Raw genomic sequence first — 14952 nt, forward strand, 5'->3', positions numbered from 1 at the left:
TGGTGCCTTCGCTCTGGCGCTTCAAGATGCCGTCGGCGTCGCGCTGCTGCTCGGTGTAGAGCAGCATCATGCGGCTCGACAACTCCTGCAGCGTCTCGCGGGGTGCCGGCACCGGCTCCACGTCGACGGTGTCGTCGGAATTGAAGCGGATGTAGTTCAAGCCTCCAAAGGCCGCGGCGTACTGGTCTTGTTTGCCGATCGGTTTGCCGAGGATGTCGATCTCGATCTGGCAGGCTTGCTCGGCCACATTCTTCGCGCTGATGATCTGGCCCTTGTAGGCATACAAGGCCTGCAGCACACCGACCGTCAACGAGCTCGACGAGCCCATGCCCGTGCCTGAAGGCACGTCACCCACGGTGGTGATCTCGATGTGGCGGCCGAGGCCGGTGATCTTGAGCGCCTCGCGCACCAGCTCGTGCTGGATATCGTTCACCGAGTCGGCGATCTCGACCTTGGTGTAGGCCACGCGGGTGGTTTTCTCGAAACGCGGACTGACCGTCACGTACATGTGCTTGTCGATCGCCATCGACAACACCGCCCCGTATTCCTGGCGATAGAAAGCCGGCAGGTCGGTGCCGCCGCCGGCAAAGCTCACGCGGTAGGGGGTTTGCGAAATGATCATGAGGTCACCCTGCTTTGTTGCGCTGGCGAGCCGGCAGCACGCTGGCCTGGCGCGGCCTTGGCCATGCTCTTGCGAAACTGCTCGATCAAGGGATCGAGGCAGTTGTTGAGGTCGAAAGTCTTTTTCAGCAGTTGCTGGCCGCTGTCAGACAAACGGGCCGCGAGTGCTGCGTCGTGCTTCAGGCGCGCCATGGCGTCAGCGAGCTGGGCCGGGTTGTTGGGCTCGACCAGCAAGCCGGTGTCGTCGTGGTGGATGAGGTCCGGAATGCCGACCAGCCGCGTGCTGATCGCCGGCAGACCGCTGGCCATGGCTTCCATGATCATCTGCGGCAGCCCATCCACGTCACCATCGGCGGCCCACACGCACGGCAGCACGTAGACGTCACCCTCGTGCATGAAGTCGACGATCTTTTCTTGCAACAGCGCCTTGCCGGTGACGGTGATGCGGTCGGTCAGTTTCAGCCGCGCGATCTGCGCCTTGAGTTCGGCTTCCAGCGGGCCGCTGCCACCGATCACGCAGTCGAATCGCTCGCCACGGTCGGCCAGCAGCTTGCAGGCGTCGATCAGGTCGCTGAAACCCTTCTTCTCGACCAGGCGCCCCGACGAAAGGATGCGATATGGCCGCAGCACATCACGTCGGCCGGGCGCCGGCGGGTAGAACCACGACAGGTCGATGCCGCAATAGGCGATCACCAGCTGTTCGGGCCGCGCACCGTGCTGCAGATAGAAGTCGCGGTGAAAGGTGGAGATGCAGATGATGAAGTTCGCGCGCTCTATCTTGTCGAGCAAGGCCGAGCGGTTGCGAAACAGGTCGGTCGCGTGGCCGGTGAAGCTGAAGGGTGCATCGAGCAACCAGGCGCCATACATCGCGATCGTGCCGCAGGAGTTGATCCATTGCGAATGGATCTGCGACACCGCTCGGGCGCTGCGCTGCAGCCCGGTTGCCCAATGACAGGCCACCACCAGGTGAGCGATGCCGGCCAGGCGGGCACGCATGTGTTCACGGCGGCCGAAGAAGGCGTTCCAGAGCGCCGCAAAAAACCGCCCGCGAAAACGAAACGGTGCCGCCAGCAGCGAGAGGAACATCGCCACCCACGGCAGCGGGTACATCAGCTCGGTGCGGCGGTTCATCTCCACCGCCCAGGGCGAGTCGTGCAGCAGCTTGTCGGGCGCACGCATCGCATGCAACGCCACCGGCAGCCCGGCGGCTTCGACCCGGCTCAGCTCGTTGGCGACCCAGGCATTGCCGATGCCGTTTTGCGTGACGTAATGGATCATCGTGCGGCGCCCGTTGCGACGGCTGCGCAGCCCGTCACTTGCGCTGCTTGAGGTAGAACGCCAGGATCGAACCTGCGGCCATGTGCATGTCTTCGATCACGCCGTATTGATCGCTCTCGACGTGGAAACACACATCGACCATCTTGCGCAGCTTGCCGCCGGTGAAACCGGTCATGCCGACCGTGGTGGCGCCCACGCTCTCGGCGTATTCGGCGGCCTTGATGACGCTGGGCGAGTTGCCCGAGCCGGAGATGATGACGACCAGGTCACCCTTGTTGCACAGGTTTTGCAACTGGCGCGAAAAGATTGCTTCATAGCCGAGGTCGTTGCCGACGGCCGTCATGAAGGCGGTGTTGTCGTTGAGCGAGATGCAGCGGATCAAAGGCTGGCCCACACGCTCAGCGGTCTTCGACCAGTCGGTCGCGATGTGCGACGAGGTGGCTGCCGAGCCACCATTGCCCATCACGAAAATCTGCTTGCCCTTCTTTTCGACCACTTCGATCAGCTTGGCGATCTTTTCCAGCGCGGCGAAGTCGAACTGAGCCCACTGCTCCAACTCACGGTCGCGGTACCACTCGCCGAAGGCACGTACCGACAGGCCGCCAGGGCCGGTGCCCGTCATGTTCGACGCGGCGAGGCCCGGTGTCTTCTTCTCTTGAATCTTCGGGGCCTTGGCTTGCTTGCTCATGGGGATCTTTCTGCGCATCAAAACGTGAATCGGAGACCACGGAAGATTGTATTGGGGTGACAGGTGAAACCCCTCCCCCCAGCTTGTCGCCAAACCCCCCAAACAAGGTGGGTTGCCCACGCACAAGCGAGACAAAGCGCACGCCTTGGTGCAGCGCGGTCTCAGCGCACGAAGGGCGCGAAGAGGTCCGCCTGAGCAGCGATCCAGACCGGGTCGAAGTGGCTCTCGTCGAAGAACACGGGTCGCTGCAACGTGCTGTCATAGACACGACACATGGCGCCGTCGCACAGCCTGCCGCGCACGCTGATGCGATGAAAACCAGGCGTGTCGCCGAAGGCATCGAACAGCGGCTCCAGCCACAGGTTCTGCGCGATCAGGCCGGGCATCGGCACTGACAAGCGCGCCTGGCCGTACCAGAATACTTCGCGCGCAATACGCTCGGGCACACGAAAGCGCGACTCGGGCGAGCCGTCGACCATCACCACCGTCTTGCCCGCTTTCAGCACGGCGGCAATCACTGCCTTGAGCTCGGTCACGATCAAGGCCTGCTTGGCGGCCAGCGAAGGTGGTGCGATGCAACGCCCTCCCTCGCTGGCCTGGTGGCAATAAGGCGCGCCCTGCAGGCCCACGGTGAGCCAGCGGGCCGACACCACCACGGTGTCGTAGTCGGCTGACAGGGCCTTGCGCCAGGCAATCGCTGCGTAGTCCTGGCAGACGTACCCCGGTTGTGTGCGCTCGAAATGCGGCACCGGGGGGCATTCGGAGGCGGTGAAGAAGTCAACCGAGCCGGGGCTGTGTCGCACGAACCAGGCATACAGGTGCTCGCCATGCGAGTCGCCGATCACCAGGGTGCGGGCGGGGTCGCGCTTGCGAACCGGGCAGGTCTTCAGCTCGGCCACGGGCTTCTTGTAGTTGTCGCATTCATCGGGGAAGTAGAGCGGCTTGATCGAGGCCGGATAGCCGCGATAGAAGTCGGGCTTGCCATGCAGCCTGAATGCAAGCCCCTCGGTTGCCGTCGCGACGGCGACCACGCCACCTGCCAGCAGCATGGCCATCGCGGGCTTGCGGGCGGTCCGCCAGACCGATAGGCCGCGCGCTGCCCACGGTTGTTCGATGAAGCTGTACGACCACCAGCCCATGACGAGCGAGCCGATCACGGTGGCCCCCATCGTGAGCCCGGGGTGGTCGAGCGGGTAGTCGGTCATGCGCAGGCCGACGATGAGCGGCCAGTGCCACAGATAGACCGAATACGACCACAAGCCGACGTGTTGCAGAACCGGGTTGCGCAGCACGAGGTTGCCCTGGTGGCCTGACCAGAGGATCAGCATCACCCCCAGCACCGGCAGCAGCAGGACCGACACGCCGCCCACCGCCCCGCGGCGCCACAGCGCGATCACGAGTGCCGCGCCCAACACCATCGCCAGCCCCGCGTAACTGGCCAGGGCGCGCCACACGGGCGCGGGCCCCGTGGCGGGTTCTTCGCGCCGCAGGAGAAATACCAAGCCACCGGCCAGGAACTCCCAGCAGCGCCCGGGCAGCAAGAAAAAGCCCGCTTGGGCCTGCGTGCCCGACTGCAGCAACTGCCACACGAACGACAACACCAACAGCCCCGCGATCACGGCCGCCACGGTGTGCCGGCGAGTCGTCAGCTTCATCAGCCCCATCAACAGCACGGGGTAGATCAGATAGAACTGCCACTCGACCGAGAGCGACCAGGTGTGCAGCAGCCAATGGGTGTCGCCGGCGTGGGTGATGTAACCCGATCGGTCGAGGAAATGGTGGTTCGACACAAACAGCAAGGCCGCACGCGCCTGCTCGGCGAGGATTTGCAGGTCGAAGGGCGGCAGGCGCCAGGCCCCGAACGCGAACAACAGCACCACCAGGGCCACGAGCGCAGGCCAGATGCGCGCCGCACGCGCCGCCACGAAGTGCCAGTAGCCAAAACGGCCCTCGGCCAGGGCGCGGCCGATGATCTGCGTCATCAGGTAGCCCGAGAGCACGAAGAACACGTCAACCCCGATGAAGCCGCCGCCGGCACCCTTGAGCTGCAGGTGAAACGCCAGCACCAGCGCGACACTGATCCCGCGCAGGCCATTGAGGTCGGCGCGAAAGTCGCTGCGGTTCATGGCTTGGGCAGAGCCCGATCGCGAGAAGGCAGCACCAGCCGGTCGAGCACCGCCACCAGGCGCTCGCGGGCTTCGAGCCGGGTGAAGGTGTGGTCGGCGTTGGCGATGAAGTCGATCGATGCGACCTGCTTCTTCAGCAAGCGCTGCATCGCGCGCCCGCTTTGTTTGCGCAGCAGCGCAAAGCCGGGTGCCCGCTCCGCGAAGACGAAGCGCAGGCGAATGCCGTGGCGCGCAGCACCCTCGAGCTCGCGCGCGAGGTTGTATCGCAGCGGGATGTGCAGCGCGCGTGCGGCCTCCACCAGGTGCGGCGCCACGCCCCCCCAGGCGCGCCGGGCGGCCACTTCGGCGACCAGGCGCACGTCGAGCTCGCCGCGCAGCAGCTTGCGCCAGGGCTCTCGGGTGAACAACTTGCCGCGGAACTTGGAGGTCAGCTCGACAAGCTGATAGTCCTTCACGTCGCTGAGTTCCGTGCCCTGTTTCCAGAAGTAGGTCAGCGGGTTGATCATCAAGGCCGAGGCCACCGGCTGGCCAGCCACTGCGGCCTTGAGCGCGTGATAAGCCCCCGAGCACAAACCGACCAAATGGCACTCGCTCGCATCGGACTGCGTGCGCAGGTAGTTGAGCGCCGCCGCCACATCTTCAATCGCGTAGGGTGAATAGACGACGTTTTCTGGCGCACCCGGCCGTGGCGCGCTGTCGCCGATGCCGGCAATGTCGAGACGCAACACCGTCATGCCGCGCGCCGCCCATTGCCGCGCGAGCCTGGCCCACAGGCGGTTGGGGCCGATGTGGTGGATGGAGCCGGAGTTGAGCATCAGCACCGCCGGTCGTGGCCCCGTCGCCCCTTCGGGCGTGACGAGCACACCGAAGAGCCGCGTCGACGTGCCGGTCTCGACGTGAACCGGTGTCTCCAGCACCTGAGCCCCACCCCCGCCCGCCAGGGCCACCCGGCAGCTCAGGCTCAGCTGGTCTGGCGCCTCGGCGGCCACGGGTGCCAGGCCGAGCTGTGTCGACCACCCCGTGATGCACGCCACCACACCCGCCACCATGGCTTCAGGGACCACCGCGCGTTGGGCATCGTCCATCATCCCCGCGTACCCCGGCCAGCGCTCGACACGCACTTCGGCACCGAGCTTTTGCAGCAGCGGCGCCCACTCCGACATGTCGACCAGGTCATCGCGCTCGACGATCAGCACCCGAGGCGCCGGCCGGTGGGTCAATGCGCGCAGATCCACCTGCGACACAGACGAAGCGGTCTCGCGCGTCATCACGAACCCGGCCGATTCGAGCGTGCCGTTCACAACCTCACCTGGCGTTGCGCCGGTCTGGCCCAGCATGGTCAGCTCACGCACATAAGTGCGACCGCGCACGACGGGCGCGATCGCCACCAGCCCCGCCACATCGTCGCGCTCGCTGGCGACGAGCGTGGCCAGCATGGCCCCCAGGCGCACCCCCAGCACCAGTACCTGGCTCACACCGCCCGTGCGCTTGAGCGTGTCGATGGCATCGTGCACCGAACCCAGCCACTTGGTGGGCACGTGCGACTCGAACTCGTCGCCCTGAGAGTCGCCACAACCTGCCAGGTCAAAACGCAGGCTGGGGAATCCCGCTGCGCTGGCAGCATCGGCAAAGTGTCGCAGGCTGCGGTGGGCGCAGACCTCTTCGAAGCCGAAGGGGTTGACGATCAAGAAGCCCAGGCCCTGGCGCCGGGCCGGGTCGGCATCGTGCAGCCACCCAAAAAGCTCGGCGCCTTCGCGGCCGAAGTAAAACGGCTGAGCCTCGCGCGTGTTCATGGGACGACGGAAATCCCCACCGGGCGATCCGCATTCAAGGCCCAGACCTGCCCTTTGGGCGCCTGCGTGCCCTTGCGTTTGAGCGCAATGCGGCGCTGGGTGCCGGGCGCCAGGTGGAAATCGTTGTCAGACACGGTGTACCCGTCGAGGGCGATGTGCACATGTTGCGCCATGCCGGTGCTCGCCACCCACAATTCCGCGCGCGTGGTCTCGAGCGTCGCCGTCAAGCCCACATCGGCGCTCACCAGCGAGGGCAAGCCCGCCGGGAAGTGGAACGCTTCGCCGAGCACCGCGCCATCGGCTGCGCACAGGTTGGCGTGAACCAGCGTGACACCCGATGGGCCAAAGCGGTAGGCGTAAGACAGGTCGTAAAAACCCTCCAGCCCTTCGGCGAGCGCCACGCTTTGCTGGCCGCGGCCGGGCAGGCTCAGCACCTGCCGCGTCTGCCCGAGCCTTGAATCGGCCGGGCCATAAAGCGTGAGTTGCAGCGTGGCGTTGAGCGCTTCAGCGGCCTCGTTGATGACGTGGGCATACAGCCCGTTGTTGCCCTCGTCGGTGATCGCCACCGCCACCGGCTGCAGCGCGCGGCGCAACGCGTAGAAGCAGGCCTTGGGCAGGCCGGTGTCATCGACCAGCCCCCAGCCGGCACCGGCCCACAGGTCTCGCAGAAACCACACCAGGGCACCGCCGCAGCCCGAACCGGGTCGCCGCCATTCGGCGAAGGCACCGGCCATCAGCTCGCCCGTGACCACCCGGCTGAGCGCCAGGTAGCGTTCATGGTCGACCGTGCGGCAGGCCACGGGGTCGACACGGAACAAGCGGGCCAGGTAGTGGTCTCGCACGTCTTCGAAATCCCAACCGGCGTTGAGGTCACGCGGGCTGCGCTCCTTCCACTGCGGGTGTTGCACACGCAACCCGTGGCCGCCGGGCATGCGAGCCAGCGTGCGTTCATCGGGGACGTTGGCGAAGGCCAGGCATTCGGTGGCGAATTTCAGCTCGCAGCGACGAGCGTCTTCAGGCGCGCGCAGGTAGGCGCCCACCCCGTAGTACGAGGTGGTGCCCACATTGCCCTGGTGCGGGAAGGCGCCGCCATGCGCACTCGACGGCCAGTACGGCACATCGGGCAAAGCTTCGTTGACGCGGGCACGCAGCGTGGTGTGGAACAGGGGCGGGCTCCACAGCTCGCGCGGCGCACCCCACATGGCCGCCTGCTGCTCGCCTTCGCTGTTGCCGCACAGCACGGCCAGCGAGGGGCGGCCTTGCCAGGCCTGCAGCTGCTGCTGCACCTCGGTGTGCACGTCGGCCATGAAGGCGCCGTCATGTTCGGGGTAGTCCATGTTGGCAAACATGAACTCCTGCCAGACCAGCACGCCGAGCGCGTCGCAGGCGTCGAAGAAGGCCGCATCTTCGTAGACCATGGTGCCGCCCACACGCAGCATGTTCATGCCGGCATCACGCGCCTGGGCCACCGCGTCATGCGTGGCCTCTGGCGTGGCGCGCAGGCTCACCACGTCAAGCGGTGTCCAGCAGGCGCCGCGGCAGAAGACCGGTACGCCGTTCACCTGCAGGGCAAAGCGGCCGTCAGCGGTATCGAGCTGCAGGGTGCGAAACCCGGTGTTGCCCAACTCTGTGACCAACGGCTCGGAAACACCGTGCAGGTAAACGCGCACGCGCACCTGGTAGAGCGCTGGCTCGCCGTGGGTGTGCGGCCACCACAGCGCAGGCTCGGCAATCGACACGGCGCCGCTGTAGCGCCCGTTCGCTTCGGCTTGCATCGGTCTGCGCTGCGCCACACCGTCACGCGTGACCTCCAGTTCCATGCGGTCGAGCGACTGATCGGCCCCGAGCTGCAACAGGCAGGAGGCAACCACCGCCCCGGTGGCATCGGGTTGCACCGTGGCTCGCAGTGTCGACAGCGTGACCCGTGGCGCGCTGCGGCGCTCCCACCAGATGTCCTTGGTGGGGCCGACCACGGCCGCCGGTGGCGACCAGCCCGGCGTGCGCCCGAGCAGCGTGGTGCGAAACCAGCGCAGCTGCTGGTTCGCCACCATCGGTGCACGCCAGCGCGGGCGGGGCCGTTTGGCGGCCAGCAACGCGTCGAGGGAATGAAAACGAAGCAGCAGCTGATTGGCTCCGGGTTTGAGCAGGTGCCGCACGCTGTGTTCATGGGCCACGAACATGCTGGTGCTGCGCATCAGCAGCTGCCCGTTCAACCAGACATCGGCCACCGTGGCCAGGCCGTCGAAGCCGAACCAGAGTTCTTCAGCCGGGTGCAGATCGGGGCGCTCGAACTCAACGCGGTACCACCAATCGTCGGCATCGAAGCGGCGCGGCGGGCCGTCAAGGCTCCACAGCCCGAGTGCTCTCAGCTGATCGGCCACCGGGCCGACCGTTGGCGCCTTCAGCCATGGATCGGGGGCAATCTCGGCGAGGGACTCCGGTTCGCTGAAGCGCCCGGGCGCCGTGGCACACATGTCCCAGCCCCTGTCGATGCGCTCCCGTGATGGGGAATCGGGCCGGTACGCCTGGGGCGTCATCGCATGGTTCAAGCGTGCGTGAGTTCAGCCACTGCGTCGCGGATCGAGGCCACGCTGTTGAACACACTGCGCTTGAGCATGTGGTCGGCAAACTCGATGTCGAAGGCGCTTTCGAGGGCCAGCATCACGTTGACGCTGGCGTGCGAAGTCATGCCGGCCTGGTAAAGGTCAGCCGCAGAATCGATCAGGTCGACGGGCTTGCTCAAGCGGGCGTGGTCTCGCAGCACGCTGCGAATCTGGGTTTCGATTTGATGAGCCGTGTCCATGAAATACCTCAAAAAAGAGAACGCTGGGCCGGCACTGGCGCGATCAGCGCGGTGACGACCGCAGCGGCATAGTCGCCGTCGTGGCTGAGGCTGAGCGCGATCTCGCTCACCCCCAATTGTTCGGCCCGCGACGCGGCCTTGCCGTGCAGGGCGAGGCGGCAGGCGCCGTCGGGCAACTTCTGCACTTCGATGTCGCGCCAGTCGACGCCGGTCTCGCTCAGGTTGAAGGCCTTGATCGCGGCCTCTTTGGCGGCAAAACGTGCCGCCAGGCGCTGCGCGGTCTGGCCTTCGCCGCTCTGCGCATACGAGATCTCACCTTGACTGAACAAGCGCTGGATGAAACGCGCACCGAACTTGTCGATGGATTCGCTGATGCGGCGAATGTCGACCACATCCATGCCCAAGCGCATGCGCTCGGCCTGCGGCGGAGGAAGGGTCAGGTCTTGAAAGTTGGGCGACATGGAGCTTCGAGAAAAACAGATAGCCAGTAGACAAGCATCGTCGATACAAGCCATGAGTGAAATCCCCTTCCTTGAGGGGGAACTTGACGGGCTTCAACGCAGCTGGGCACTATTTCTCGAAACCGGCCTGTGACTCGTGGCGTGCAACACGATTCGTGGGATGCGGGACACATGCACCCGGCGCTATGCTCATCCATGTGAACCCTACCCACACCGAATCCCCCTCACATTTCACGGCCCTGCTGGCGGCCACGCGCGCCATCGCCAGTGGCATAGCGGCACAACATGCGGCCGATGTCGACAAGCTGGGGCGCTTCCCTGTCGAAACGCTCGAGGCCTTGCGCAACGCGGCCGTGCTGTCGGCACCCGTACCCGCTCATCTGGGGGGGAGCGGCTGCAACATGCAGGAGCTCACCCAGCTGTGTGCTGCGCTGGCGCAGGGCTGCGGCTCGAGCAGCATGGTGCTGGCCATGCACTACATCCAGGTCGCCTGCCTGGCGCGCCATGGCCTGGACAGCAAGTTCTTCAACGACTACCTGCGCGAGCTGGCGCAGCGCCAGTACCTGTTGGCGTCGATCACCTCCGAGGTGGGCACCTTTGGCGACACACGTTCCAGCATCTGCGCCGTCGAACAGCACGACGGGCGTTTTGTGCTCAACAAGGACGCGACCACCGGCTCCTACTGCGCCCATGCCGATGCCATCCTGGTCACTTGCCGACGCGACGCCGACGCGCCCCAAAACGACCAGGTGCTGGTACTGGTGAAGCGCGAGAACGCCTCGCTCCAACAAACCACCACCTGGGACACCCTGGGCATGCGCGGCACCTGCAGCCCGGGTTTCCGGCTCGAATCGTCGGGGCCTGCCGAGCAGATCGTGCCCGGCTCCTATGCCGACAGCTCGGCGCAGACCATGGTGCCGTATTCGCACATCCTGTGGTCGTCGTTGTGGTGGGGCATCGCCGCCGACGCGGTCGGCCGCGCCGCCAACCACGTGCGCGGCGAAGCGCGCAAAAAACCCGGCACCGTTCCGCCCACCGCCACGCGCCTGGCCGAGGTGTCGGCCCAACTGCAGGCCATGCGCCAACAGTGGCAGTTGGTGGCGCAGGCGTTCGATGACGCCGTGCAAAAGCCAGGTGGCGAACAAGAGCTGCTCGGCATGGGCTGGGCGCTGCGCCTGAACAACCTGAAGATCAGCTGCTCGGAGACCGCGCCGCAGATCGTGCACCGCGCGCTGCAGATCCTGGGCGTGCTCGGCTACAAGAACGACTCGCCCTTCAGCCTGGGCCGCCACTACCGCGACGTGCTGTCTGCTTCGCTGATGGTTTCCAACGAGCGCATCGCCTCCAAGAACGCTTCGATGCTGCTGGTTTTCAAAGACGCGCCTTGAGCACTCTCTTGAACATCACCTACGACATCGACAATTTCTACCGGGGCCTGGTCGAGCACGGCTTGATCATTCCCTCGGGCGCGCTCGGCGTCTTCGGCCGGGGTGCCGTGTTCGAGCAGGTGCTGGCCCGCTTCAATGCCTTGATCGACCAGGTCGCCCGGAACGATCGCGCCGAGTCGCAGAGCCACCCGCCTCTGATCGACCGCGCGCTGCTGGAGAAGGTGCACTACCTCGATTCGTTCCCGCACCTGTGCGGCGCGATTCACAGCTTCTCGGGCAATGCCATGCAGGCGCTGGCCCTGGCCGAACGCGCGGGCAGCGGGCAGCCTTGGGGGGACCTGCTGACGCAGACCGGCGTGACCCTCACTCCCGCCGCCTGCTACCCCGTCTACCCCACCTTCACCGGCTCCCTGCCGCCCGAAGGCCGGCTGGTCGAACTGCTCGGTTGGGTCTACCGCAACGAGCCTTCGCCCGAACCCACGCGCATGCAGTCGTTTCGCGTGCGCGAGTTCATCCGCGCGGGCACGGCCGATCAGGTCCTCGCATGGCGCGACATGTGGCTGCAACGCGGGCTGGATCTGCTCACCTCGCTGGGCCTGCCTGCGGCGTCTGACGTGGCGGCCGACCCCTTCTTCGGGCGTGGCGGCAAGGTGCTGGCGGCCAACCAGATCGAGCAGCGCCTGAAATTCGAGGTGCTGGTGCCCGTCATCTCGCTCGAAGCGCCCACGGCCGTGTGTTCGTTCAACTTCCACCAGCAGCATTTCGGCTCCACCTTCGACATCCGCACTGCCGACGGCGCGGTCGCCAGCACGGCCTGCCTGGGCTTCGGCCTGGAGCGCGTCACCATGGCCCTCTTCAAGCACCACGGCTTCGACATCAAGGTATGGCCTCGCTCGGTGCGGGAGCAGTTGTCCCTGTGAGCGCACACCAGACGCGCAGCGGTCGGTACCGCGTATTGGGCGACCTGTCGGCCAGCACCTACGCACCCCATGCCATGCATTCCGAGCAGGCGGTGTGGGTCGAGAAAAACTGCTACGTCGACGTCTGGATCGAGCTGCTGCACGCGCTCAAGCTGGAGCCCGCTGCGGCGATGGCGTTCACGCTGACGACCGATTTCGAAGGCGACCACTGCACCTTCTTCAAGCCGCCGCATGCCGACCTGCGCACGCTCTACGGTATCGACGTGCAAGAGATCAACGTCTGGCGCCCACTGATCGACCATGCGGCTGAGTACCTGGGCGCGGGCAAGCTCATCAGCACCGAGGCCGACTCGTTCTGGCTGCCCGATACCGCCGGCACCGACTACCAGCGCCAGCACGTCAAGACCACGATCTTGCTGAACGACCTCGACGTCGATCAACAGCGTCTCGGTTACTTCCACAGTGCCGGCTACCACCAGCTCTCGGGCGAGGACTTTCGGCAGCTCTTCGAGCGCGAGACGGGCGAGGGCGTGCTGCCGCTGTATGCGGAGTTGATCCGCATCGACCGTTTGCAACGACGGCACAGCGGTGAGCTGGCGCTTCTGTCACACGAACTGCTGCGCCAGCATCTGGTGTGGCGCCCGGCCAGCAACCCGGTGCGGCGCTTTGCGGCCCGCTTCAATGCCGACCTGCCGCAGCTGCACGAGCGTGGCCTGCCCCACTACCACGCGTGGGCCTTCACCACCCTGCGACAGCTGGGCGCGGCGTTCGAGTTGGCCTCGAACCACCTGCGTTGGTTGGCACTGCACGGCGATGCCAACCTGGCGGGTGCCGCCGAACGCTTCGACGTGATCGCGCAAGACTGCAAGTCGCTGATCCTGAAGCTCGCGCGGGTCGTCAACGCCAAGCGCGCCTTCGATGCACCCGAGGCTTTCGCGCCGATGGCGCAGGCCTGGGACGACGGCATGGGCTTGCTGGAGCCTGCGGTCCAGCCCTGAGGCTTGCCCCCAGGCTTATTGCGCGGCAGACGCCGCCGCCGGCCGCTTCTTCAAGGCTGCCAGCACCGACTCGGCAATCGCCTTGTGGCCCAGGGCCGTGGGGTGGCCGTCGGAGGTGGGCGGGTAGATCTGGATGTGCCGTGCCACCTCGGCCTCGAGCGCGGATGTCGAATCGACGTATGTGATGCCCTTCGCATGGAAGACCTTCACCAGCTCGGCCTTGTTGGCCTCTTCGATTTCGCACAGTTTCTGAAAAGCCGGCGGCAGCGTGGCGCCGGTGGTCTTGAGGTACGCGCAATACGCCTTCTCGCGGGTGGGGATGAGCACCATCATCAAAGGCACGCCTTGTTTGTCGGCCTCGTCCTTGATCGCGGCAAACGCACGCTGGGTGATCTGCATGCCTTCGCGAACGTTTGGCTGCGCCGGGTCCTGGGCCGACGCGCGCTGCTGCGCCGTGAACACCGTCATCACCGAAGGCGCCGCCGGGTCGGACCAGCTCATGCGCTGGTCGGCCGTCATCTGGGCGGCGAGGCTCTTCTGCTCCACAACGGCGAAGGGCTCGAGCACCGTGGCGCGCAGCATGCCGTAGAGCACGCTGTGGTGCGACAACCAATCGCGCAAGGCCGCGCCACGCCGTTGTGGTGCCGGTGCAGCAGCGGACGCCGGCGCGGCCGCAGCCGCAACGGACGCCGTACTCTGTCGCCACGACTGCCAGTGCGACAGGTTCTGCGGGGCCATGTAGGCATCGACAAAGTCGTTGCCGAAGTAAAAGCTCACGAGCAACTGGCGCGGCTTGAACTGCTTGGCCAGGCCACCTGCGAGGTGAAGGTATTGGAGCGGGCCGTAGCCACCGAGCCCCATGTTGTAGACGCTGTCGCCGCCCAGCGTGGCCAGTTGCTGCGGCCACGCGCTGTCACGCGGTGCGCCGGAGCCATAGGTCATCGAGTCGCCAATGGCGACGATGTTGGCCTGCTGGGGAGCCTCGCGGTTGCGAAACCCGAGCGCATCGTGCCCCGTCGCGCCAGCCTGGATCTTGTGGCCCAGAAACTGGTCTTGAACCGGATCGACGTTCAAGAAGTCGGCCGGGTCGACCAGAAAACGGGCTGCCACTTCGGCCAACAAGATCGCCACGACGATCGCCACGAGGGCGACCCCGGTGGACAGCAGCTTGGTCTTCAGGGGACTGTTCATGGCCCAGCTTCCTCAGGGCCGCTTGACCCAGTTCGATGACGCTCAGTCGAGCTCGAAGGCGGTTTCGTAGTTCTGCTTCAGCGCCGGGTCTTGATCTTCTTTGCGCAGGTAGCAGTTGCCGACCGCCAGCACATCGAGCTCGGTGCCCATGAAACAACGGAAGGCGTCTTCCGGCGTTCCCACGATGGGCTCGCCGCGCACGTTGAAGCTGGTGTTGACCAGGACCGGGCAACCCGACTTGCCTTCGAAGGCCGTCAACAAGGCGTGATAGCGCGCGTTGACGCTCTTCTCGACCGTCTGGATGCGCGCCGAGTAGTCGACGTGCGTGACGGCCGGGATGTCGGAGCGCGGCACGTTCAGCTTCTCGATGCCGAAGAGCTGCTGCTGCTCGGGGGTCATGTCCACGCGGCGAGCCTTCACCACGTCGGCCACCATCAGCATGTAGGGGCTGTCGCCATCGAGCTCGAACCACTCGCTGACCTTCTCGCGCAACACCGAGGGTGCGAAAGGCCGGAACGACTCGCGGTACTTGACCTTGAGGTTGAGCGTCTTCTGCATCGAGGGCGAACGGGGGTCGCCCAGGATGGACCGGTTGCCCAAAGCACGCGGACCGAATTCCATGCGACCCTGGAACCATCCGAGGGCCTTGCCTTGCGACAGGTCTTCGGCGGCGCCGTTGATCAGG

13 protein-coding genes are annotated in these 14952 nt (G+C 65.9%); 3 read left to right on the forward strand and 10 right to left on the reverse strand.

What is annotated here, in order from left to right; all coding sequences use genetic code 11:
* The 8 genes from RMO40_RS09100 to acpS all read right to left on the reverse strand — a co-directional run.
* A partial coding sequence (locus RMO40_RS09100; RefSeq protein ID WP_489660133.1) for a GHMP family kinase ATP-binding protein occupies positions 1-622 on the reverse strand: 622 nt, incomplete at its 3' end.
* Positions 619-1899 carry a glycosyltransferase gene (locus tag RMO40_RS09105; protein ID WP_309719387.1) on the reverse strand — a complete coding sequence of 427 codons (1281 nt, stop codon included), beginning with the start codon at positions 1897-1899 and terminating at the stop codon, positions 619-621. The genes RMO40_RS09105 and RMO40_RS09100, both read right to left, overlap by 4 nt.
* A 34-nt stretch (positions 1900-1933) precedes the next feature.
* The gene (locus tag RMO40_RS09110; RefSeq protein ID WP_309719390.1) at positions 1934-2587 is read right to left on the reverse strand and encodes an SIS domain-containing protein; all 654 of its coding nucleotides are present in this window, start codon (positions 2585-2587) and stop codon (positions 1934-1936) included.
* Positions 2588-2748: 161 nt separating this feature from the next.
* Positions 2749-4713: an acyltransferase family protein gene (locus RMO40_RS09115; RefSeq protein WP_309719393.1), complete on the reverse strand. Its 1965-nt coding sequence runs from the start codon at positions 4711-4713 to the stop codon at positions 2749-2751.
* Positions 4710-6506, reverse strand: a complete 1797-nt coding sequence (locus RMO40_RS09120; protein ID WP_309719396.1) for an alpha/beta fold hydrolase — start codon at positions 6504-6506, stop codon at positions 4710-4712. The genes RMO40_RS09115 and RMO40_RS09120 overlap by 4 nt, the downstream gene beginning before the upstream one ends.
* On the reverse strand, positions 6503-8980 hold the full coding sequence (locus RMO40_RS09125; protein ID WP_309719399.1) for a glycosyl hydrolase 2 galactose-binding domain-containing protein: 2478 nt from the start codon (positions 8978-8980) through the stop codon (positions 6503-6505). The genes RMO40_RS09120 and RMO40_RS09125 overlap by 4 nt, the downstream gene beginning before the upstream one ends.
* A gap of 71 nt (positions 8981-9051) precedes the next feature.
* Positions 9052-9309, reverse strand: a complete 258-nt coding sequence (locus RMO40_RS09130) for an acyl carrier protein (RefSeq protein ID WP_309719402.1) — start codon at positions 9307-9309, stop codon at positions 9052-9054.
* Positions 9310-9317: 8 nt separating this feature from the next.
* Positions 9318-9770 carry a holo-ACP synthase gene (acpS, locus tag RMO40_RS09135; RefSeq protein WP_309719405.1) on the reverse strand — a complete coding sequence of 151 codons (453 nt, stop codon included), beginning with the start codon at positions 9768-9770 and terminating at the stop codon, positions 9318-9320.
* Between the two features lie 185 nt (positions 9771-9955).
* On the opposite strand from acpS, the gene RMO40_RS09140 reads away from it, so the two are divergent.
* Genes RMO40_RS09140 through RMO40_RS09150 form a run of 3 tightly spaced genes read left to right on the forward strand, consistent with a single transcriptional unit; the run spans position 9956 to position 13076 of the window.
* Positions 9956-11158, forward strand: a complete 1203-nt coding sequence (locus tag RMO40_RS09140) for an acyl-CoA dehydrogenase family protein (protein WP_309719408.1) — start codon at positions 9956-9958, stop codon at positions 11156-11158.
* Positions 11155-12078: an amino acid--[acyl-carrier-protein] ligase gene (locus tag RMO40_RS09145; protein ID WP_309719411.1), complete on the forward strand. Its 924-nt coding sequence runs from the start codon at positions 11155-11157 to the stop codon at positions 12076-12078. Before RMO40_RS09140 ends, RMO40_RS09145 begins: the two co-directional genes overlap by 4 nt.
* Positions 12075-13076 (forward strand): DUF1839 family protein, encoded by a 1002-nt coding sequence (locus RMO40_RS09150; protein ID WP_309719415.1) that lies wholly within the window; start codon positions 12075-12077, stop codon positions 13074-13076. The genes RMO40_RS09145 and RMO40_RS09150 overlap by 4 nt, the downstream gene beginning before the upstream one ends.
* Before the next feature lie 15 nt (positions 13077-13091).
* On the opposite strand, the gene RMO40_RS09155 is transcribed toward RMO40_RS09150, so the two are convergent.
* A complete protein-coding gene (locus RMO40_RS09155) occupies positions 13092-14267 on the reverse strand; it encodes a GDSL-type esterase/lipase family protein (RefSeq protein WP_309719418.1) in 1176 nt (391 codons plus the stop codon).
* 42 nt (positions 14268-14309) lie between these two features.
* A partial coding sequence (locus RMO40_RS09160; protein ID WP_309719421.1) for a carbamoyltransferase C-terminal domain-containing protein occupies positions 14310-14952 on the reverse strand: 643 nt, incomplete at its 5' end.

Origin of the sequence: Rhizobacter sp., from assembly GCF_031412075.1 — a bacterium.
Lineage (GTDB): Bacteria > Pseudomonadota > Gammaproteobacteria > Burkholderiales > Burkholderiaceae_C > Rhizobacter.